Here is a 20,459-nt window from a genome sequence, read left to right as displayed (position 1 = left end):
GTTAGTTTGCCCATAAAACTAACTCTCAACACCCTAAATAACACAACTTTTGAAAGCGTTTGCAAGTATTTTCTCACAAAAGTTAAAAAATTCACAAAACAGGCAAAAACGAGTGCCCATTACTGGACACTCGTTGCTTAAAGTACTAGAATACCGGACGCTTCTCCGTTGTAACGAAACTGGCAGCCTTTGGCGCCCCGAAACGCGGCTCACCGTGGGTATTGACCACAAAAGTAAAACTAGCAAACTTTTGCATTTCTGCCGCCACCTGCGCACCCGTTAACGTCTCATCGACATCTGCCATCTTCAAAATTGCCTTTTGATTTGGCTTCTCTGGGTTAGTTGATTCAAACATCATCTTCAATTCCTTCATGGGACACCTCCTAGAATGCTACTGGCACGTCTTTGCGTTCAGACGTTACAATCGTTTCGATGCTCGTTTCCAATCCGAGTAGCATCATCACGGTTGCCAAGCGATGTAACTGTGCCGTTGATGTTCCCTTCGCTACCTTGAAACGGCGGTTGATTGGCTTGTCTTCACGATCAAGCCCCAAAATGCGCACAGTCATACGGTTATCGACCTTCTTTTCCATCTTATCCATCTGTCATCCTCCTTGAATTCAGCAATGAGTACGTGGCCACTTACTCGACTTATCAGCTGTTATTTGCTGACACTTATACTAACGAATCCAGGGAACCAAAATGTCGCACAAAACGAAAAAGACGCCACAAACAGTTGTGACGTCTCTCTACTTATGCAGATGCGACAAGGCATCTTCAAATTTTTCTTCTAACTTCATGCCCCAGGCTGTCCAAGCCACTGCAATCCAGGCAACAAACAAGAAAATCACCACTGCAGCTGCCCCAATCTCTGAAACAAGAGCGTTCAAGCCAATACTTTCAAAGATGACCATGTCTAAGAAGAACAATAATGGTCCTGCTAAGACAAGCCCCAGGGTCATCGTCAAAGTATCTTCCCGGCGGTCACGTTCTTGCGCTACCTCACAGGCACCGGTCTGCAACATCTCCATCAACTCAGGTTTAGAAACAATTTGTAAATCTCCCGCTTCATAGGCCGAAAATTCTTGTTTAAAAGCCATCGCGTCCTCAATGTGATCCCCGATACTGAATGGCGCAATCAGTTTTGTTAAGTTAGGCCGTGATAGACGTACTAATTTTTCAATTAAAAAATCAGACGTGCCATCTGGAAAATAAAACGTTAACGTATCCTTTTGCTGATTAACGACATAGTACATAATTGCCTCCCCATATAAAACTCCGAAGCGATTTGTACCATCATTATCCTATTGTTACGTTTATGTTTCAAACAATCTGCTTTAGTTCACACGGACGGCCATCTTTTGGCGACGACATGCAAAACAAATCCAATCGTAAGCGTTAAAAATCATCATGCCGACAAAAAAGCTCACATACACGCGGCCAACCATAGGTACGATGATTGAAAAATCCATACCATACAAATAGCGCATTGAAAGCGTCAAGAGGCCGAATACAACTGATACAAGTGCAAACATTACCGCTGTTTCACGCAAATCTTCCATGATTTTGGTATACATAATCATCACTGTCCCATTTCTCGTAAATTCAATATAATTATCATAATCTGAAAATGAGTTTATTATTTGAAACACATGAGAAACGAGCATCGTCGATTATCATAAATCCGAAATTTAGGAGCATACTTTCGTCACGAATGGCGCCAAATACTTCTATTTTGCGAATTTATTACAGTTAAAAACCCTTTGTCTTCAGCCACCACAGCCAAAAACAACGGGTTTCAATAACCAATTAATTTTTAATCCAGATTCATTGCAGAAAATGCAGGTGCCGGTTCTTTGTCACCGTTAGCAATTTCTGCCTTCAAACGACGTACAACCTTAACCCATGCTGGCACCAAGAAGACCAATGATCCAATCCAAGCCAGCGGGTTCGCCAAGCTGGCTCCGAAGAAACCAAACCAAACAACCAATGAGAAGGCGGCCACTGAACGAACCACCATTTCACCAACACCGGCAAGCGTTGGCGTCTTAACGTCACCCAAACCTTGCAACGTGTAACGAAGCACGAACAACGTTGCTAGGATGGCGTACAACGGACCATTTGCCCAGAAGTACAATTGCGCCAAGTCCATAACCGTGTGTTGCCCGGCACCGACGAACAGCGTTACTAGGCTACGGCCGAACGCGATTTCAAGAATACCCAGCAATGTTCCCACGCTCATCCCCAAAATCAAAGCAATCTTCACACCAACCAAGATACGGGCGTACTTGCGCGCACCGAAGTTCTGCGCCGTATACGTTGCCATCGTCACACCAAATGACATCATCACCATAATGATGATTTGGTCGACCTTTGACGCTGCCGTATTCGCAGCAACCGCATCCGTACCAAGCGTGTTAACCGCTGCGGCCAATGTCACTGAACCAATCGCGATGATCGATTGCTGGAAGCCCATTGGCACCCCAGCTAGCATGTGCTGACGCAATTCACCCTTAGGCAACTTGAAGTCAGAACCCGTTAAGTGCAACGTATCCGTGTAGCGACTGATGTGCCAGTATGATGCCGCGATTGACACGAACTGTGCCAAAACGGTCGCAAAGGCCGCACCTTCAACACCCCAACCGAACTTCAAAATCAAAATCAATTCTAGTGAGATGTTGAAAATCATGCCGACCACCAAGTAGTACAGCGGCGCTTTACTGTCACCAACCGCACGCATGGCGTTAGAAATGATGTTATAACCCATCGTTGCAATTGTTCCAGCCAAGATGATGACAATAAACACCCGCGCTTCTGCGAAAATATCCGCCGGCGTTTGCATCAATCGTAGCAATGGATCAATGAACACTAAGCTAATAATCGTCAAGATAATTGACATGATAATACCGGCAACGATACTCGTAGCATACGATTGACGCACACCCTTCATATCACCAGCCCCAAAACGCTGTGCCGTGATGATTGACATACCCGAGCTAAACCCTTGTACGAAACCCATTACCAAGAATTGAATCGCACCAGTCGCCCCAACGGCCGCCAATGACGTCACACCCAAGGTTTGTCCAACAACCAACGTATCGGAAATGTTGTACATCTGTTGTACTAAGTATCCGATCACCAATGGAATAGTGAACATGACAATCAACTTAAGTGGACTGCCCTTCGTTAAATCATTCATTTTTAAAATACCCCCCCGCTAACTTTAAACCTTATTAATTCATAGTATAGAGTAGATTTGTTTAAAATGCGAACTTTAACGAAAATAGACCGATGTTGTAACTTTTTGTAATAGTTTTAGTCATTTCGCGATACGATAAACAAAAAGCGCCTGCCAATAGGCAAGCGCTCATGTTTTTGATTACAAAGTAACGTTCTTCTCGGCAAGTTGCTTTTGCACTTCTGGGTGCGCCATGAACTCGTCGTAAGTCGTCTCGGCACGGTCAATTGCACCTTGATCTGAAACCACGATAATGTGGTCCGCAATCGTTTGGGCAAACGTGTGGTCGTGAGACGTGAAGATGATACCACCCTTGAAGTTGATCAAACCATCGTTCAATGACGTGATTGACTCCAAGTCCAAGTGGTTAGTTGGGTCGTCCAAAACCAAAACGTTTGGCTTCGTCAACATCAACTTAGACAACATAACGCGGACCTTTTCTCCTCCAGACAAAACGTCCAAAGTCTTTTCCGCATCTTCACCCTTGAACAACATACGTCCCAACAAACCACGCAAGAACGTGTTGTCGCTTTCTTCCTTAGAAGCAAAGTCACGCAAGTAGTCCAAGATTGGCATCTCAGGCTTAGGGAAGTTCACGTTCATGTCCTTAGCCAAGTAATCGTGAGACGTCGTAACACCCCAAGTTACTTCACCAGAATCTGGCGTGTCGTTTCCAGCAATGATGTCCAACAATGCCGTAGCGGCAACGTCGTTTTCAGCCATAACTAGGGCCTTCTCATTAGGGCGAACCGTGAATGAGATGTTGTCCAACAACTTAACACCATCAACCGTCTTTGAAACGTTCTCAACGCGCAACATGTCGTTTCCGATTTCGCGTTGGATTTCAAAGTTGATGTATGGGTACTTACGCGTTGAAGGTTGGATGTCATCAAGCGTGATCTTTTCCAATTGCTTCTTACGTGAAGTAGCTTGCTTTGACTTTGAGGCGTTTGCTGAGAAACGGGCAATAAAGTCTTGCAATTCCTTGATTTGTTCTTCCTTCTTGGCATTTGCTTGTGATTGCAAACGTTGTGCCAATTCTGAAGATTCCTTCCAGAAGTCGTAGTTACCAACGAACAACTTGATCTTACCGAAGTCAACGTCCAAGATCATCGTTGAAACGGCGTTCAAGAAGTGACGGTCGTGGGAAACAACGATAACGATGTTTTGGTAGTCAGCCAAGAAGTCTTCCAACCAAGCAATCGTCTTCGTGTCCAAACCGTTGGTAGGCTCGTCGAGGATCAAGATGTCTGGGTTACCAAACAATGCTTGCGCCAACAAAACCTTAACCTTCGTTACTTCGGGAAGGTCGGCCATCATCGTGTAGTGTTGGTCTTCAGAAATTCCCAAGCTTTGCAACAATTGTGCAGCTTCAGTTTCAGCTGACCAACCGTTCAACTCTTCGAAACGCGCTGACAACTCACCAACCTTGATACCATCTTCGTCAGTGAATGGGTCGTGCGTGTAAATTTCATCCATTTGGTTCTTAACGTCATACAATTCCTTGTGTCCTTGCATAACAGTGTCCAAGACCGTGAACTCGTCGAAAGCAAAGTGGTCTTGTACCAATGATGACATACGCTCGTTAGCCTCCATTGAGACCGTTCCAGTCGTTGGTTGGAGCTTGCCTTCCAAGACCTTCAAGAACGTTGACTTTCCAGCTCCGTTGGCACCGATAACACCGTATGTGTTACCAGGCGTGAACTTCAAGTTAACGTCATCGTATAGCTTCTTACCAGTAAATGATACTGATACGTTTGAAACAGTTAGCATATTTGTTTACGTTTCCTTTTCTCGTTTTTAATGTCATTTCCTATTATACCGAAATTATGAACATTTTTGGGTATTGGTTTTAAAAAACGGCAACAAGTCACCTCGTTGCCGTCTGATATTTAATTGCGTTTGTATAGTGAAGCAAAATAAATTGCTGCTTCGATAATCGCGATGAAAAATGAGACTGGTAGGTTTAGTACGTAAGATAGTACCAACGCTGACCAGACCCCTGCTACTGAGAACAGTACTGCCAGGCCGATAATCTGCCAAACGGTACGTCCCCAGCGCATTGCGGCACTGGCCGGCAAAATCATCAAGATGAAAATCAACAATGATCCAACGATTTGAGCGGAAACCGCCACCGTCGTCGCCATTAAGCCTAAAAACGCCACTTCGATAAGTTGGATGTTCTTCAAACTGAAGACCGCCGTGTCATAATCGAATGCATAGTGACGTAATTGACGGAACATCAATAGGCTAGCTAGTAATACAAGCAATGCCAAAATCACCACTTCAATGACGTCAGTGCGACTAATGCTGAAGATCGAACCGAATAAAATACCGGTTGCGGCTGTCGCATTTTTATTTGAAAGTGACAAGAATGCAATTCCCAAACCAATTGCCACCGCACTGACGGCCGAAATCAATGATTCAGAACGCTTTTCTTTGATACCTAACTCACCGACGGTCATCGAGGCAACTACTGAGAACAGTAGCATTCCCACCAACGGTGACCAGCTCATAAAGAGCGCAAATGAGGCCCCCGCAAAGCCGATTTCACTCAACGTGTGGGTCAAAAACGACATGCGACGCGCCACAACGAACGTGCCGACCACCGCACTCACAATGGCAATCAATGTCCCAGCCACTAAAGCATTTTGCATAAATGGATAACTAAGCATGATCTTGATTACCTACCTTCAACTTTGAAATGTCGAGATTAGCAATTTCACCAAACTCACTACCTTGTGGCGTTAGGAGCAAATAATCATCCGCATAACGTTGGATAATCTCCAAATCGTGACTAACCATAATCACCGTAATGTCATGGTGTGCTTGATAGTCACGAATAACATCCATCAATTCAAACTTCGCCACGTTGTCCAAATTAGCTGTCGCTTCATCAAGAATTAAGACATTTGGGTTTTGCACCAATGCTTGGGCCAAATATGCGCGTTGACGTTCACCACCAGAGGCGGTATCAATGCGACTTTTGGCCAGATTTGTTAAATGTGTGTCAGCCAAAACGTGGTTTAGTTTCTCTTTTTCAGCTGCCGTTAGCCATGGACGCATCCCACGGTCGAAACTCAAGGCAACGAAGTCTGAGATGCGGAGCGGAAAAGCCTGCATATCTGGGCGATATTGTGGCACATAACTAATCGCACGGTCCGCTCCGCTGGTTTGCCAGTCAAATTGCCCGGCAGATAATGGTAACTGGCCTAACAGCGCACGAAGTAACGTTGTTTTTCCAACACCATTATCACCAATCAGTGCTAATACGTGCCCGTTTTCTAGTTTAAAATCAACGTTTTTGTACAGCCATCGGTCGCCAAATTGCATCCCGATGTTTGAGCCAATTAATAATGTCATTCGTTCAATGCCTCGTCTAATGCAGCCAATTGTTCATATTGCCATTCAGCGTACGTCTTACCGGCCGGCTTCGTTTCTGTTGCCTGGACAACCGGTACATCATGTTTCTTTGCATAAGTCATGGCTTGCTTCGCCAACTTCCCCGTCGACTGTGGGTTGTAGATAACAACGGATACCTCACCAGCATCGATTGCTGCATTCCAATTACGAATATCTTCAGGGGTTGGGTCTTGGTGCTCATTGACCGCCTTCGAGAATGATTGATTCAAGACATTGGCGCCTAAATCAATCAACGTGTTATCAAAGACCGGCTCCGTCGCCATGACGTTCTTTCCTTGCAAGTCTCGCTTAACCTGTTGTTGCATAGCGGTTAAATCAGTCAAAGTTGCCAAATATTTATCCGCATTCTTTTGGAAATAAGCTTGCTTACTTGGTTCTAACTTACTATAAGTCTTAACAAGTTGCTCTGACAAGCGCGCCGACACATCCGTCTTATACCAGAAGTGCTCATTACCGGCTGTTTCATCATCATGGTCGTGGTCATGTTCTTCGGCTTCTTCATGGTCATGATCGTGATCATTCTCACCTTCGAAATCATACAATTTGGCCAAGTTAATCGCCTTGGCGTCAGTATTTTGCTTAGCGAAATTCACGCTCCAGTTATCAAAGCCACCACCATTTGAAATGATGACATTAGCCTTTTGATAAATCTTAGCATCAGCTGAAGTCGGCTCAAATTCGTGCGGATCCATATCCGCCTTGTCCATGATGCTCGTGACTGAGCCTTGGTTCCCTAGCACTGCCTTCGCCATTTCACCGTAACTATCCAAACTTGCAACAACCTTAATCTTACCGGTTTGGGTTGTCTTCTCTGTTCGGCTAATGCTTGTGAAGACAACCATACCAATCATACCAACAACGGCAACTGCTGGAATAGCCAACAGCCATGGGTGCTTCTTATTGTTCATGATTTCCTCCATTTAGTCGATCGGCAACCAACGTCAAAAAGTGACTGATGGTCGTTTGGTCTTGTTCCGTAAAGACAGCAAAGACGCTTTGATACTCTGCTAACGTTTCACGATGGCGTTGCGCGTGGGCCGTCGCCATTGAAATCCCCAACGTCGTCAATGACCAACGTGACACACGACCATCATCAGGGTCTGGCACCACATTGACCATCGGATCATCAACCGTATTAAGACCCTTCATCGCCTTGGTAATCGCGGCGGCTGACACATGCAAGGCATGCGCAAGCTCTGTATTTGTTTGCGGTCCGTTTTGGGCCAACAGCATCAACACGTGGCCTTGGGTCGTTGTAATAGGGGAATTTGCATCCCCCAACAAAATCTCGCGTTGATTTTCAGCAAGCAAGCGCACGTCATTTAAAAAATGATCCAATTGTTCTGCATACTCTTCAGTCGCCATACCGTCACCTTTATCCTTTACCGGTTAATTAACCAGTAAAGGATACCACACGTGACAAAAAATTAGCAAGCCGAAATCTAAAAAAGTCGTCAGCAAATGCGCTGACGACTTTTCAATCTCTTTAATTAAACATTTGAACCGGCTGAATAATCAGCAACAGTCCCATCAAAGTTGATGACCTGTCCATTGTGATTTTCACCATCAGTCGCAAAGCCAGCAATCAATTCACCCGCTTCATCTGATGTCTTAACAAAATCGCCTTGAATATGATTATTCAAATCCGTTGAAACTGCCCCTGGCATAACAGCCATAATTTCAACTGGCAGTTCTTGTTGGGTAAATTCCAAACCAAAATCCTTAGTCATCACGTTCAATGGGGCCTTTGCTGCTTGATATGCAAGTGGGTGCCACCAAGCATTTGGTTCAATTGGCACTGAAACGTTCACAATTTTACCAGCGTTTTTAATCAAGACTGGCAATAGACCCTTGGTTAACTCATATGGCCCAATGAAATCCACCATATATGTCTCGATTAATTCTTGGGCCTCAAATTCCCAAGCTGTACGGCCCATATCACCAGAAATACCGGCGTTGTTCACTAACAAACTAAAATCTGCTTCTTGCTTTGTAATATCAGCAACCGCAGTTTGAATACTATTCAAATCAGAAACATCAATCAATTGTAATTGGGCATCCCCATATGCACGTAATGCCTCAACCGCGGTTGCACCACGTTGTTCGTCACGTGCGCCTACCAATACACGATAACCTTGTTGCAAAAGGGCCTTCGCAATACCAAACCCGATGCCTTTATTAGCTCCGGTAACCAATGCTGTTTTAGTCATTCTCTTTCTCCTGTTGTTCATTCACATACTTTTCATAACGCGCAATCTTAAGGTTAACCCCATCTAGACTCGCTTCTCGCATTGCAATCTGATCATAAATATCTTGACGATGCGCTACTAACATTTCCAATCTTTTGGGAATCGTTGCATCTCCTTCAACAATCCAATCAACATACTGCTTAATTTGGCCAATGGTCATGTCTGTATTCTTCAAATGTTGAATCGTCTTCAGCAATGAGATTTGCATTTCCGTAAAGACGCGACGATCTGCCTCATCACGTTCAATAAACGGCAAAAGCCCCCGTTTATCGTAAAAACGCAACGTCGATTCCGGCACGCCAAACATTTCAGCCGTCTCACCAATTGTGTAAGTTTTCGCCATTCATTCACCTCACTAACTTTGTGTACACAACTATATCAGTTAAACCTAGGTTTAAGTCAAACATTTCTTCTCCATCAAACAAAACCAGCGATAACCCTTGATACACATCGGATTATCGCTGGTTGAATTATAAAAACCTTATTAGTAAAAAAGCGCTGACTTTTACGTCAGCGCTTCGCGTTATTATTGATTCTTTGCCATATCCTTTGCAATCAAAGCTGCATACTGGACAGAACCAGTTGGATTAGGGTGAACGAGGTCACCGCCAAGCCAATCGCCGTGGTCCTTGACCAAGTCGGCCCAATCAACGATGTGCAAGTTATGATACTTTGCTTTTTGTTGCTCTAAGAATTGGTTATTTGCATGAACCCATGCGCGGTCTGCATAACCATTTACCCAGTACACGGTACGGTTACCAATGATTTGCATAATCTGATCAAAGACGTTTTGACCAATCGCACCGTTCGTACCAATTGAAATCACAACCGTTGGTGCCAAAACACCCTTATTTACGTATGATTGCAAGACCGTTGGGACAACGTATGGTTGGCGACCAACTGCCGCATCAGCCACAGTATTCGGCATCAACTCTTGCAAATCAGGTGCTACGTCAACCATGACTGAATCACCGATTGCCGTAACCGATTGGTCCTTAATGGCCGCGTACTCCTTGTCGGTTAGGCCATACTTTTGCGCCAACGGATCAGTACCGGTCGTTGCTTCACTACTTGAAGAACTGTGCTTATCTGCCTTCTTAGCAGGCTTCGCATTATCCTTCTTAGCAGCCTCAAGCGCCTTTTTGTTCGCATCCGCAATCTTATTCTTGTTGGTATTCAAACGCTTTTGCAGGTCTGTCTTGGGGCGAGCACGCCCTGCTTCCTTCGCTGAAACTGCGTTAACAGTTCCCAACATGAATACCGCCGCAATTCCAGCCATAATCTTGGCTGCTCGGCTTTGGAAGAAGTGCGCCATCTTTGGTTCACCAGGGGCCAAATCAGGCTTCTTGAAACGACGGAAAACATTTTCCACGTAACGATAACTCACTTCGGCGATACCGAGCACAACGGCAATCTTAATGATATTCATCAAGAAAGAATCGTTGTGACCTGTGAACTTATCGAAGAACACGAATACCGGCAATTGATACAAGTAAATACTGTATGAGCGTGTTCCAAGATAGTTCAACGGCTTATTATCCAATGCCTTACTCAAAAATGAAGCTGGGTGCGCCGTGATGGCAATCAAGCCCGTCACCATCAATGTGAACACAAACATCAAGCCCATGTACGTTGCTTCCCACTGACCGTTTAACCAAAACAAGCCAACCAACGTAAAGGCTAATGATACTGCACCCAACACATTCAAATTACGCTTCGCTTTTGGCTTCAACGTCAATTTCATGTGATTTGAAGGCCAAGCAAAGGCCAACGCAGTTCCCAACAATACCGCAAACATACGCGTATCAGAACCGTAATAAGTTCGGTTGATGTTAGTTGGGTCATAGAAAATCCCCATCAGGATAGCGGAGATAACCGCCAAGCCCAATAGTGACGCAGCGATTGAACTGCGCTTAATCTTCAATGCCAACACCGCAAAGACCACAATCGGCCAAATCAGATAAAACTGACCTTCAATCGATAATGACCACAAGTGCGTAAACGGCGAAGCACCACCCCATGAATCAAAATATGAATCACCATGCTTCGTCGCCCAAATATTGTAGACATACGTCATATTCGTCAGGATAATCGCACGCAAGTTATACAACAAATCACGTGCGAATAACCCAATCATCGTTGCTGTCGCAAACAGCATCACAACCAACGCCGGGTACAAACGCTTGATACGGCGGCGGTAAAATCCAAGCAGATCAGTGCGCCCATTACGATCAAATTCTTGGATTAATAGGTCTGTTATCAAGTACCCCGATAACACAAAAAACAACGGCACACCTAGCCAACCACCGACTAGATGCTCCGGCCACAGGTGAAAGACAATGACGCCGATTACCGCAATCGCTCGCAAACCGTCAAAACCCGTAATGTACCGTGGCTTCTTACTACTATTTTGCCCCATTTTTATTCTCTTCCTAAAGTTCAACTACCATTAACAAAACTAATTTCTATCATACCGTTATATGGCAGTGCGTTTCAAGTGAAGATGGCTATGTGTAAAGAAAAACGCACATAGTTATTAACCATGTACGTCATAATTTAATATTTAAATTAATCAACCACTGGTGCCGTCATTGAAGCGCGGAAAATAGCTTCAACGTCAGCTGGTTGCATTGGTGCGTAAACACCTTGCGTCAAGCCACCGTGCTCAACTGCAGCTGCAGCCATCACGTCTAGCTTTGACTCGTCAATGCCAACTTCTGGCAACGTCATTGGAATATCCATTGATTGGTACCAAGCAATCGTCTTGCGGATGGCATCCTTGGCAACAGCCATGTCATCATCCCCTTGCAAGCCCCAAACGTTACGCCCGTATTGGGCAAACTTAGGCGCCGTCTTCTCGTCCAATGCGTATTCCATCCAACGTGGCGTCAAGATAGCCAAACCAACACCGTGTGTGATGTCGTAGAAGGCTGACAATTCGTGCTCGATTGGGTGAACAGTCCAACCAACTGGCTTTCCGGCGTTTTCCAAACCGTTCAAAGCCAATGATGAAGCCCACATCAATTCGGCACGTGACTCGTAGTTATCAGGCTCGTTGAACGCGATTGGTCCGTGCTTGATAACAACCTTCATCAAAGCCTCAGCCAAGAAGTCTTGCAAGTCAACGTTCGCCGTACGGGCAAAGTATTGCTCAAACAAGTGGCTCAAGATATCTGATGAACCAGCAGCCGTTTGCCACTTTGACACCGTTTGCGTCTCTGATGGGTCCAAGAATGATACTTGTGGAATCAAGTTCATACCCGTCGTTCCCAACTTTTCGTTCGTCTCCATGTTTGAGATAACAGCGTTACGGTTCATTTCTGTACCCGTTGCTGACAACGTCAAAATGTCGACCAATGGCAAGGCCATATCGATCAATGATGGGTTCTTAACAAGGTCCCATGCATCCCCATCATAAGGAACACTAGCTGCGATAACCTTAGAAGCGTCCACAACTGATCCACCACCAACAGCCAAGATAACATCAATCTTGTTGTCGCGGGCCAACTTAACACCTTCACGTACTGAATCAATACGTGGGTTTGGCTCAACGCCAGCCAATTCAGTCACTTCAAAGTCACTCAATTGGTTCATCACACGTTCGTACAAACCTGAACGCTTGATTGATCCACCCCCGTAGACAACCAAAACGCGCTTACCAAACTTTGCAAGTGCCTCTGGCAATTCGCTCAAACGGTCACGACCGAAACGAATGTCAGTTGGCACGAAGAAACGGAAGTTCTCCATGAATACTCACCTCTAATTTAGAATATGTGATTAGTATAACAAAGCAACCAACCTTAGTCACCAATTTTTAATTCTCCGGTGAGACGGATTGGTGCACCACACTTTCCGCAGGCATAGCGTAGCTCATTAAGGCGACGCTGGCGATAAATTTCATGGCCATTCTTACAGGTATAAATCCAATAATGCTTGGGTTGTTTGCGGACTTTCGCCTTAGAGGTTGCTGGCGCATAACGCAAACCCGCAATGCGCTGCAATTCCGTCTGAAAATAGCGATCCTTATGTTGGTATGGCAAGCCTTGAATGTGATTATGATAGTGCACCAATTCGTGCTTAATGACACCTATCAAGTTTTGCTCATCAAACTCTTCAATCATCAACGGATTGATTTCCAAATTATGCGTTTGGAGCACATAGCGCCCACCGGTCGTTCGCAAACGGCGGTTGAACGTCGCTTTATGTACAAATGGTCGCCCAAAATCAGCCAATGATACTTGTTCGACCAATGCTTGTAGTTCCGAATCGGTCATCGCCACCGGTCCCCTCGATAATTTTTTGGTACTTTCGTCGGCAGCTTCAAGGCTTGGCGACGTTTTGTGTTCTTCGTTGTAAATTGACCCAACGTATCCGCGCTCGCATCCGTCAACAATTCGTCCGATTGCCAAACACTCGTTTCACCGTAACTTTGCGCAAACTGCGTCTCATAATAACGGGCAAAGTAATTCATCAACGCAATGCCGGTGTCACTGACAACGACTTGCGTCTGGCGGACGGCTAGCAAACCACTCTTCAATAATGTTTGGGCAACGGCCACATGTTCGTCCGAAAGGCCATCATGATGCTCACCTGCGCTAACTAGCCAATGCTTACCGCGCTTTTCAAGTTGCTGATTTAGCCCCGGTTGTGACCACCAACGCAACCACGTATACATTTGGAACGTAAAAGGCTGGAAGGCTTCACCGGCGACAATTTTACGCACCCAATCACCAACTTCAGAAGCTTGTTCCAAAAATTGTGTTTGGAGCACCGGCATCTTTTGCCAATTGCCACCTAAACGTTGTGCAACGCGCAACACTTGAAAGGCCGGCTTCTCGTGCGCCACAAAGCTCACGTACACACTGGCTGAATGACGTGCTGATTGCACGCTCACCAAATCAACGTCCGGTTCAGTAACGCGGGCAGCGTTTTGCTGAATGAATTGTTGCCAAATACGACGGCTCGCCACTTCTTCATGATCCAAGAAGCTAATCGTCACCTTCTGGTCCGCCTTCGGGTGCTGATATGGCTGATAGATATCCGCGCGTGTATCCGTCACAGCAACACGAATCGCAAACCCTGCATCTTGGTTACGCCCAAGTTTCACGCGTGGTGGCCGTATTTTCTTATAACTTGCGACTTTCTTCGCCATGGCACCCTCCTAAAATTGTTCTAATAGCTTATCAGTTAGATTGGCATCCTTGAGCCAGCTCGTCAAAAATTGCTCGCGATTACGCAAATACAACTTACCAAACTCATCGATTAAGGCGTGGAATTCACGAGCTTCATCCGGCGTGAAATCAGAATTCATCATCACAACCTTTTGCACCTTTTCATAAGTCAGCTTTTCAGGGCCACCCAAGAAATTCATCAGGCGACGTGAATAGGAATCCGCGATAAATTGGGCCCGCCCAAAAATATAGACCAGCCACACATCAGCCGTCTCATTGCCGATTCCTGACACAGCACGGATACGCTTACGTAGTGTTGGTGTGTCGAGCTTTTGTAGTTCGCTCAAATCAAAGTCGTATTCCGCAAAGAATTGCAACGGCGCACGCAAGTATTTCGCCTTACTGCGGTACAAACCAGCCTCAAAAATTAGCTGTTCCAACTCTTCCTGAGACATGGCCATCAAAGTCGCTGGATCGAAATTCGTTTCGCGACCAACCTTTTCAATGACTGGATCAACCGTCTTGGCAGAAGCATTTTGAATCAAAATACTTCCAGCAATCGTTTCCATACAGCGTTCAGCCGGCCACCAGCGTTGTGGTCCCATTTGATTATAAAGTTGTTGATACAACCCACGAATATCCAGCGTCTTCATCTCTCAAATCTCACTTTTCCCAATAATAAAAGGCTAGAGTTTAGACTCTAACCTTTTTACTTACTATCTATTATAGTTCATCATCTTCATCTGATGTTGATGCGGTGTACGTTGCACGGGCTCCATAGCGACGTTCGCGCGTCAATTCAATGTAGAATTCTGCCATCGTGGCGTTGTAGTATGGCACAACATAAATAGCGGCCAAACCAAACGTCAAAGCAACCAAAATCCACCAACCGATAAAGCTCAATTGTAGCCAGAACAAGCGCAACTTGTAGCCAGCCATCAATTCTTGTGAGCGGAGCAAGTATTCAGACAAGTTCGTAATTTCAACGCCTTGCTTGTGGTCTTCCGCATAAATCAACGGTGCTTGTGAATAGCTAAATGACTTGACGATTCCTGGGATAATCAATACCAACGTCCACAAGAATGTAAATAGGAAACGCAGCCCCAGCAATACCACAACGTCAACAATCGTGCTGCGACCCCAGAACTTTAGTCCATCGGCAAATGGTTGCTCAGGCACTTCCTTGTTACGACCCCATTCAACGAATGCCCACATAGCGCCCAAACCAAAGACACCGAAAGCAATTTCACCAACCATGTTAGTTGTGAATAGGCGGAACAAAAATTGTAGTGATTCACCAAACGTCATCGTCGTTTGTGTAAATGACACCACTGGCGCTTGGTTCCCATCCCATACTGATGATAGAATCTGCCAAATGATTAAGAACATTGACAATTTAATTGAAACATTGAAGGCCGGCCCTTTTACCCGATTACGAGCACGTGCCTTCAGATCATAATTAGTTAGCATAACTCTTTTCCTCATATATAATCGTTTTTCACAATTAATAGTGTACCATATTCCGGCTTACCACTTCTCAGCGCAACAAAAAAGACGATAAGCAAACGCTCATCGCCTTCATTAGCTGGGATAGCTGGATTCGAACCAGCGATACACGGTACCAAAAACCGATGCCTTACCACTTGGCCATATCCCAATGATTTTTCAACAGAAAATATAATACAACTGCTTACAAAAAGTGTCAAGCACAAAAGAGCATAGAGAAACGTCTTTCTTGCGTAGCAAGAAAATTGGTTGCCCGGAGATAAGACGAAATAATCTCTGTACGCTGCAAGCGTGCGGAATTATTTTGACTTATCGTAGCGGCGACCACAGTTTCGTCAGGCGTTTACTCATCGCCGCCAATCTTAAAACCAGCAATTATGCACAAAAAAAGCCGGCAAGCGTATTCGCTCACCGACTTCCATCAGCTGGGATAGCTGGATTCGAACCAGCGATACACGGTACCAAAAACCGATGCCTTACCACTTGGCCATATCCCAATGATGCGATGGGGGCTATAGGATTCGAACCTATGAACCCGAAGGAATGGATTTACAGTCCACCGCGTTTGACCAGACTTCGCTAAACCCCCGCAACAACTTTTATATAATACCAATTATTTCAAACCTTGGCAACCCCTTTTTTGAAATTAATTGATATTTAGTTGTCGCAACTCAAATTAAGATAGTTTTTATCGGTTCTTTCGTTGATAATTTTCGTCGAAATAACGACCCTCACGGATATCATCAGGCATACCATTATATGGTGCTTGTGAGATGACATCTTCGTTGTTCAATCCTGCATCCCCAACATAGGTAATTGATGCAAATTCGGGTACAACCAACTTTGGATAAGTTTCGTACTTCTCGCGGGCCTCTTCCATCACGTCAATGTGTTCATTTTGGAAGGTTACCGTAATTTCAGGGTGCTCTTCAACCCACTTTGGGAAGAAAATCGTCCCGTGCAACTTGTTTTCGTTTGGCATGAAGTCCAATGCAACATCTGTCCCAGTTGGTTCCGTCCATGTAATCTTGTATACGCCTTCAGTGAGCATCACGATATCTGCTTCTTGATCCTTCACCCAGCGTCCGGCAACCATGCCACCGTGGATGCGGTAATCAACCGTGTGATCATTTTTAGCGTACCATTCGTATTCCCACCCATTGTCATAAGTGTAAATAAAGTGGGTACCCAAAAAATCATCCAATGTCTTAAATGTCTTTGTCATATCAAATGCTCCTTTCATTGCCTTGTATGAGTTCTACACTCTCAATGTTAGGACTGATGACAATGGTTTTCTGGTGGGATTTTTCACCCAAATAAAAAGACACGCGGTAGGCGTGCCTTAAAACTTATTATTGTTGCTTACGTTCACGCATGAACACAGCTGCACCGATTGCACCGATGAAGACCGTAATCGCAGCCGTCACACCGACAGCTGCCATTCCCTTATCGTACGCGTTCAACACAACTTGTTGGAAAGCATGTGCAAATGGCGCGTGTGATAGACGATCGCTAAATGCCACCGCGTGACCTGAGAACGGCCCAGCTTCAACCAATGCCTTGTGCAAACCAGTTGCAGCTGCTTCAGGCATCTTCACTGAATCCAAGTGCGCATTCAAATACTTTTCGTAGTGGTTCGTTTGCGTCAAACCAAGCATAACGACACCGAATGAAACACCGAATTGACAGAAGACATTCAACAAACCGGCTGCCATTCCCATTTCTTGCGGTGCGACACCTTCAAGACCAGCTGTATTCAACATTGGGTTAACGATGGCATTCGTAATACCCATCAAAATCATGGCTGGTACCAAGTCGATGAATGCAAGCTTCGTTGTCATGGCATTTGCCAACAACAAGAAACCAATTCCACCAAGCAACAACGCACCTGACATCATCCACTTCTTTGAGTACTTGTTACCCAAAATACCAGTCACTGGTCCCAAAACAAGTGACCAAATTGAAATCACCAATTGGCGCAAACCAGTTTGGAAGGCTGTGTAGCCCATGTAATTTTGCATCAAGCCCGTCAAGTAAGCGTTGATAGCATAAACACCAGCTCCCAATGTGAAGGCCACGATAACAGCTCCCACAAAGTTAATGCTCTTGAACATCTTCAAGTTCATCATTGGTGTCTTAACCTTCAATTCAACCAAGACGAAGATAACCGCCAAGACGAATCCAGCAATCAACCAGCCGGCGATGCGCATATCAGTCCAAGCCCAGTGGACGTTGGTTTCCTTTTGAATCAAACCGTAAACCGCTGAGAACAAAGCTACGGCAGACAACAACATACCCAAGAAGTCGATTGATTGACCCTTACCGTAACTTGGCGTCTCCTTAACGTTGATCCAAGTCATAATAACCGCCACGATTCCCACTGGGACGTTGATATAGAAGATTGAAGGCCAACCAAAGGCTTCAACTAGCCAACCACCAACAAGCGGTCCAGAAGCCGTTGAAAGCCCGATAACAGACCCTAGAATTCCCAAGGCTGTACCACGTTCACGTCCCTCAAAGTTTGATGCAACCAAGGCCATCGCCAATGACATCAAACCAGATCCTCCAATGGCTTGGACACCACGACCGATATCCAACACCAACAATGATGAGGCCATTCCGTTAACCGCTGACGCAATTACGAAAACAAACATGCTAGCAATGAAAATCTTCTTACGCCCAAACATGTCACCTAACTTTGAGACAATCAACAGCATGACCGCGAACACAATCGTGTAAGCATTCAATACCCATTGCAAGTTATTGAATGTCGTCTTGAAATCAATCGCCATCGTTGGCAACGCCACGTTCACAACCGTCACGTCCAAAAGTGCCATGAAGACACCCAAAGACATAGCTGCCAAGGCGAGCCACTTCTTGTATGACTTTTCTTCTGTCATTTTATTCACCGTTCCTATTTTTTCGACAAGAACTGATTATAGACTTATTTACTTACTTTTCCAACAAGAAAAGACGCCTAACTCAAATGAGTTAGACGTCTTCTAATTAACTATTTAACACCCGCCATCAGGCTCTTGATACGTGGTACTAGGAATACCAAGACAATACCAAGAACAACTGAAGCGATTCCGAACCAAGCAAAGTAAGCAACTTCGTTCTTAGGGTTGTACAACGTTACCAATTGGGCGTTCAATGCTGAACCAGCTGATGAAGCCAAGAACCACATTGACATCATTTGTGACATAAATGCCTTTGGTGCCAACTTAGTCGTAACTGACAATCCAACTGGAGAAATCAACATTTCACCAACGATAACCAAGGCCCATGAGCCAACCAACCAAAGTGGTGAAACCTTACCGGCCGTTCCAAACAACGTTCCAGGCAAAGCCATCAACAAGAATGATGCTCCAGCGAACATCAAACCAATTGCAAACTTCATTGGTGATGAAGGTTGGTTCTTTGTCCACTTAACCCACAACCAAGCGAAGAATGGCGTGTAAAGCATGATGAACAATGGGTTCAATGATTGGAACCATGAAGCTGGGAACCATGACGTATCAACACGTTCTGCGGCGAACGTTGCCAAAACGATTGATCCTTGCTCTTCGATAGCCCAGAACAATACAGCAGCCAAGAACAATGGAATGTATGAGATAACGCGTGAACGCTCTTCCTTGTTAACCTTAGCTGACGTAATCATCAACGTGAAGTATCCGATTGGCAACAAGATTGCGACAATCGTCAACAAGTTAACGAAGTTTTGCAATTGCGTCCAGCCCATCAAGACCATCAATACGATAACCAAAGCAAAGGCGACAACACCCAAGACGATCTTCGTTACCAAAGGCTTAACTTCCTCTGGTTGCAATGGATCTGGTGCGTACAATGAATCCTTTGACAAGTGCTTACCGCCAAAGTGGAATTGAATCAAACCGAAGAACATTCCGATGGCAGCCAATGAGAATGCCAAGTGGAAGCCGGCTTGCTCTTGCGTCCAACCAACCAACAATGGGGCAATAAATGAACCCAAGTTGATACCGAAGACGAAGATTGAGAACCCAGCATCTCGTGCTGAGTCGCCATCCTTATAAAGTGATCCAACCAATGATGAAACGTTTGGCTTCAACAAACCAGTTCCCATCACGATCAAGACCATTGAGGCGAACATCGCTGGCGCACCAAATGGCAAAGCCAATGCGATGTGTCCGAACATGATCAACACACCACCCCAGAAGACAGTGCGACGTTGACCCATCAAACGGTCAGCGATAAATCCACCAACAACACCTGACAAGTAAACCATTGAGGCGTAGATGGCCATAATTGATGCGGCAGTTGCCTTGGTAACATTAAGGTCGCCAGTGGCAATCAAATGCCACATGTAGTAAAGCAAGATGGCCTTCATACCATAGTAACTGAAGCGCTCCCACATTTCGGTCATAAACAAAGTTTGTAGACCGCGTGGTTGTCCCAGGAATTTCTTTTCTGATTCCATTGAGAAAAGCTCCTTACAAATTATATATTTGGTTTTTAGAGTACTAAAAATAACTTATTCATTAGAAAATACTTATTAAGTTTACCGGAATTTCTTCATTATCACAAGAAGTTCAAAGAATTACAATTTACTTTTTCCAACAATAAGCGTTGCGAATTTGGTACAATGACTGTCATAACGGCGTCAGAAAGGCATTATCATGATCAAGATAGCAGTCACAAGTGATAATCACTTCGACATCAATAAGCAGGATTATCAAGAAATCCTTGCGCAACAATCACAATATATTAACCCGGATTATTCATGCACTAAATTTTTAACCACAGCTAAATCAGTAAAATACGATAAATCACCTTGAAACTGCCAGTACCTTGGCACGGTTTCAGGGTGTTTTTTTCGATTGGGCGTTTTTTGAG

General features: G+C 44.9%; 21 protein-coding genes and 3 tRNA genes. All 24 read right to left on the bottom strand.

Features of this window, described 5'->3' with window-relative positions; genetic code table 11:
• Positions 1-145: 145 nt before the first annotated feature.
• On the bottom strand, positions 146-373 hold the full coding sequence (locus C6P11_RS00970) for a hypothetical protein (RefSeq protein WP_135518016.1): 228 nt from the start codon (positions 371-373) through the stop codon (positions 146-148).
• 10 nt (positions 374-383) lie between these two features.
• Positions 384-602, bottom strand: a complete 219-nt coding sequence (locus tag C6P11_RS00965) for a hypothetical protein (protein WP_135518015.1) — start codon at positions 600-602, stop codon at positions 384-386.
• Positions 603-749: 147 nt separating this feature from the next.
• Entirely contained in the window at positions 750-1,256 is a 507-nt protein-coding gene (locus tag C6P11_RS00960) for a hypothetical protein (RefSeq protein ID WP_135518014.1), read from the bottom strand.
• Between the two features lie 81 nt (positions 1,257-1,337).
• Positions 1,338-1,586, bottom strand: a complete 249-nt coding sequence (locus C6P11_RS00955; protein ID WP_135518013.1) for a hypothetical protein — start codon at positions 1,584-1,586, stop codon at positions 1,338-1,340.
• Positions 1,587-1,816: 230 nt separating this feature from the next.
• Positions 1,817-3,199, bottom strand: a complete 1,383-nt coding sequence (locus C6P11_RS00950) for an MATE family efflux transporter (RefSeq protein WP_135518012.1) — start codon at positions 3,197-3,199, stop codon at positions 1,817-1,819.
• 180 nt (positions 3,200-3,379) lie between these two features.
• Positions 3,380-5,011, bottom strand: a complete 1,632-nt coding sequence (locus tag C6P11_RS00945; RefSeq protein ID WP_135518011.1) for an ABC-F family ATP-binding cassette domain-containing protein — start codon at positions 5,009-5,011, stop codon at positions 3,380-3,382.
• Positions 5,012-5,130: 119 nt separating this feature from the next.
• Positions 5,131-5,913, bottom strand: a complete 783-nt coding sequence (locus tag C6P11_RS00940) for a metal ABC transporter permease (protein ID WP_135518010.1) — start codon at positions 5,911-5,913, stop codon at positions 5,131-5,133.
• Positions 5,906-6,601 carry a metal ABC transporter ATP-binding protein gene (locus tag C6P11_RS00935; protein ID WP_135518009.1) on the bottom strand — a complete coding sequence of 232 codons (696 nt, stop codon included), beginning with the start codon at positions 6,599-6,601 and terminating at the stop codon, positions 5,906-5,908. Before C6P11_RS00935 ends, C6P11_RS00940 begins: the two co-directional genes overlap by 8 nt.
• The gene (locus C6P11_RS00930) at positions 6,598-7,569 is read right to left on the bottom strand and encodes a metal ABC transporter solute-binding protein, Zn/Mn family (RefSeq protein ID WP_245299713.1); all 972 of its coding nucleotides are present in this window, start codon (positions 7,567-7,569) and stop codon (positions 6,598-6,600) included. The genes C6P11_RS00935 and C6P11_RS00930 overlap by 4 nt, the downstream gene beginning before the upstream one ends.
• The gene (locus C6P11_RS00925) at positions 7,559-8,026 is read right to left on the bottom strand and encodes a MarR family transcriptional regulator (RefSeq protein WP_135518007.1); all 468 of its coding nucleotides are present in this window, start codon (positions 8,024-8,026) and stop codon (positions 7,559-7,561) included. The genes C6P11_RS00930 and C6P11_RS00925 overlap by 11 nt, the downstream gene beginning before the upstream one ends.
• 125 nt (positions 8,027-8,151) lie before the next feature.
• Positions 8,152-8,871: an SDR family NAD(P)-dependent oxidoreductase gene (locus C6P11_RS00920; protein ID WP_135518006.1), complete on the bottom strand. Its 720-nt coding sequence runs from the start codon at positions 8,869-8,871 to the stop codon at positions 8,152-8,154.
• A complete protein-coding gene (locus tag C6P11_RS00915) occupies positions 8,864-9,253 on the bottom strand; it encodes a MerR family transcriptional regulator (RefSeq protein ID WP_135518005.1) in 390 nt (129 codons plus the stop codon). Before C6P11_RS00915 ends, C6P11_RS00920 begins: the two co-directional genes overlap by 8 nt.
• A 183-nt stretch (positions 9,254-9,436) precedes the next feature.
• Positions 9,437-11,329, bottom strand: a complete 1,893-nt coding sequence (locus C6P11_RS00910; RefSeq protein WP_135518004.1) for an acyltransferase family protein — start codon at positions 11,327-11,329, stop codon at positions 9,437-9,439.
• Positions 11,330-11,478: 149 nt separating this feature from the next.
• Positions 11,479-12,657 (bottom strand): iron-containing alcohol dehydrogenase, encoded by a 1,179-nt coding sequence (locus C6P11_RS00905; RefSeq protein ID WP_135518003.1) that lies wholly within the window; start codon positions 12,655-12,657, stop codon positions 11,479-11,481.
• A 53-nt stretch (positions 12,658-12,710) separates the two neighbouring features.
• Complete coding sequence (locus C6P11_RS00900; RefSeq protein ID WP_056972767.1) at positions 12,711-13,184, bottom strand: SprT family protein; 474 nt, start codon at positions 13,182-13,184, stop codon at positions 12,711-12,713.
• Positions 13,181-14,062, bottom strand: coding sequence for a hypothetical protein (locus C6P11_RS00895; protein ID WP_135518002.1), 882 nt, complete (start codon positions 14,060-14,062; stop codon positions 13,181-13,183). Before C6P11_RS00895 ends, C6P11_RS00900 begins: the two co-directional genes overlap by 4 nt.
• A gap of 9 nt (positions 14,063-14,071) precedes the next feature.
• Complete coding sequence (locus C6P11_RS00890; protein ID WP_135518001.1) at positions 14,072-14,734, bottom strand: endonuclease III domain-containing protein; 663 nt, start codon at positions 14,732-14,734, stop codon at positions 14,072-14,074.
• Positions 14,735-14,804: 70 nt separating this feature from the next.
• A complete protein-coding gene (locus C6P11_RS00885; RefSeq protein WP_135518000.1) occupies positions 14,805-15,551 on the bottom strand; it encodes a DUF975 family protein in 747 nt (248 codons plus the stop codon).
• A gap of 115 nt (positions 15,552-15,666) precedes the next feature.
• Positions 15,667-15,738: transfer RNA gene (locus C6P11_RS00880), tRNA-Gln, on the bottom strand.
• 274 nt (positions 15,739-16,012) lie between these two features.
• Positions 16,013-16,084, bottom strand: a tRNA-Gln gene (locus C6P11_RS00875).
• Between the two features lie 9 nt (positions 16,085-16,093).
• Positions 16,094-16,176, bottom strand: a tRNA-Tyr gene (locus C6P11_RS00870).
• Positions 16,177-16,275: 99 nt separating this feature from the next.
• On the bottom strand, positions 16,276-16,812 hold the full coding sequence (locus C6P11_RS00865) for a phenolic acid decarboxylase (RefSeq protein WP_135517999.1): 537 nt from the start codon (positions 16,810-16,812) through the stop codon (positions 16,276-16,278).
• Between the two features lie 127 nt (positions 16,813-16,939).
• A complete protein-coding gene (locus tag C6P11_RS00860; protein WP_135517998.1) occupies positions 16,940-18,487 on the bottom strand; it encodes a DHA2 family efflux MFS transporter permease subunit in 1,548 nt (515 codons plus the stop codon).
• Between the two features lie 110 nt (positions 18,488-18,597).
• A complete protein-coding gene (locus tag C6P11_RS00855) occupies positions 18,598-20,043 on the bottom strand; it encodes a peptide MFS transporter (RefSeq protein WP_135517997.1) in 1,446 nt (481 codons plus the stop codon).
• Positions 20,044-20,459 lie beyond the last annotated feature (416 nt).

This window comes from Weissella confusa, from assembly GCF_004766315.1.
Lineage (GTDB): Bacteria > Bacillota > Bacilli > Lactobacillales > Lactobacillaceae > Weissella > Weissella confusa_A.
This window is presented reverse-complemented; position numbering and strand designations above follow the sequence as displayed.

Excerpts from the sequence above, each read along its gene's own strand:
- C6P11_RS00905 (WP_135518003.1), bottom strand. The coding sequence starts at position 12,657 with ATGGAGAACTTCCGTTTCTTCGTGCCAACTGACATTCGTTTCGGTCGT.
- C6P11_RS00945 (WP_135518011.1), bottom strand. The coding sequence starts at position 5,011 with ATGCTAACTGTTTCAAACGTATCAGTATCATTTACTGGTAAGAAGCTA.
- C6P11_RS00895 (WP_135518002.1), bottom strand. The coding sequence starts at position 14,062 with ATGGCGAAGAAAGTCGCAAGTTATAAGAAAATACGGCCACCACGCGTG.
- C6P11_RS00925 (WP_135518007.1), bottom strand. The coding sequence starts at position 8,026 with ATGGCGACTGAAGAGTATGCAGAACAATTGGATCATTTTTTAAATGAC.
- C6P11_RS00965 (WP_135518015.1), bottom strand. The coding sequence starts at position 602 with ATGGATAAGATGGAAAAGAAGGTCGATAACCGTATGACTGTGCGCATT.
- C6P11_RS00935 (WP_135518009.1), bottom strand. The coding sequence starts at position 6,601 with ATGACATTATTAATTGGCTCAAACATCGGGATGCAATTTGGCGACCGA.
- C6P11_RS00885 (WP_135518000.1), bottom strand. The coding sequence starts at position 15,551 with ATGCTAACTAATTATGATCTGAAGGCACGTGCTCGTAATCGGGTAAAA.
- C6P11_RS00950 (WP_135518012.1), bottom strand. The coding sequence starts at position 3,199 with ATGAATGATTTAACGAAGGGCAGTCCACTTAAGTTGATTGTCATGTTC.
- C6P11_RS00860 (WP_135517998.1), bottom strand. The coding sequence starts at position 18,487 with ATGACAGAAGAAAAGTCATACAAGAAGTGGCTCGCCTTGGCAGCTATG.
- C6P11_RS00910 (WP_135518004.1), bottom strand. The coding sequence starts at position 11,329 with ATGGGGCAAAATAGTAGTAAGAAGCCACGGTACATTACGGGTTTTGAC.
- C6P11_RS00855 (WP_135517997.1), bottom strand. The coding sequence starts at position 20,043 with ATGGAATCAGAAAAGAAATTCCTGGGACAACCACGCGGTCTACAAACT.
- C6P11_RS00940 (WP_135518010.1), bottom strand. The coding sequence starts at position 5,913 with ATGCTTAGTTATCCATTTATGCAAAATGCTTTAGTGGCTGGGACATTG.
- C6P11_RS00915 (WP_135518005.1), bottom strand. The coding sequence starts at position 9,253 with ATGGCGAAAACTTACACAATTGGTGAGACGGCTGAAATGTTTGGCGTG.
- C6P11_RS00960 (WP_135518014.1), bottom strand. The coding sequence starts at position 1,256 with ATGTACTATGTCGTTAATCAGCAAAAGGATACGTTAACGTTTTATTTT.
- C6P11_RS00865 (WP_135517999.1), bottom strand. The coding sequence starts at position 16,812 with ATGACAAAGACATTTAAGACATTGGATGATTTTTTGGGTACCCACTTT.
- C6P11_RS00970 (WP_135518016.1), bottom strand. The coding sequence starts at position 373 with ATGAAGGAATTGAAGATGATGTTTGAATCAACTAACCCAGAGAAGCCA.
- C6P11_RS00900 (WP_056972767.1), bottom strand. The coding sequence starts at position 13,184 with ATGACCGATTCGGAACTACAAGCATTGGTCGAACAAGTATCATTGGCT.
- C6P11_RS00930 (WP_245299713.1), bottom strand. The coding sequence starts at position 7,569 with ATGAACAATAAGAAGCACCCATGGCTGTTGGCTATTCCAGCAGTTGCC.
- C6P11_RS00890 (WP_135518001.1), bottom strand. The coding sequence starts at position 14,734 with ATGAAGACGCTGGATATTCGTGGGTTGTATCAACAACTTTATAATCAA.
- C6P11_RS00920 (WP_135518006.1), bottom strand. The coding sequence starts at position 8,871 with ATGACTAAAACAGCATTGGTTACCGGAGCTAATAAAGGCATCGGGTTT.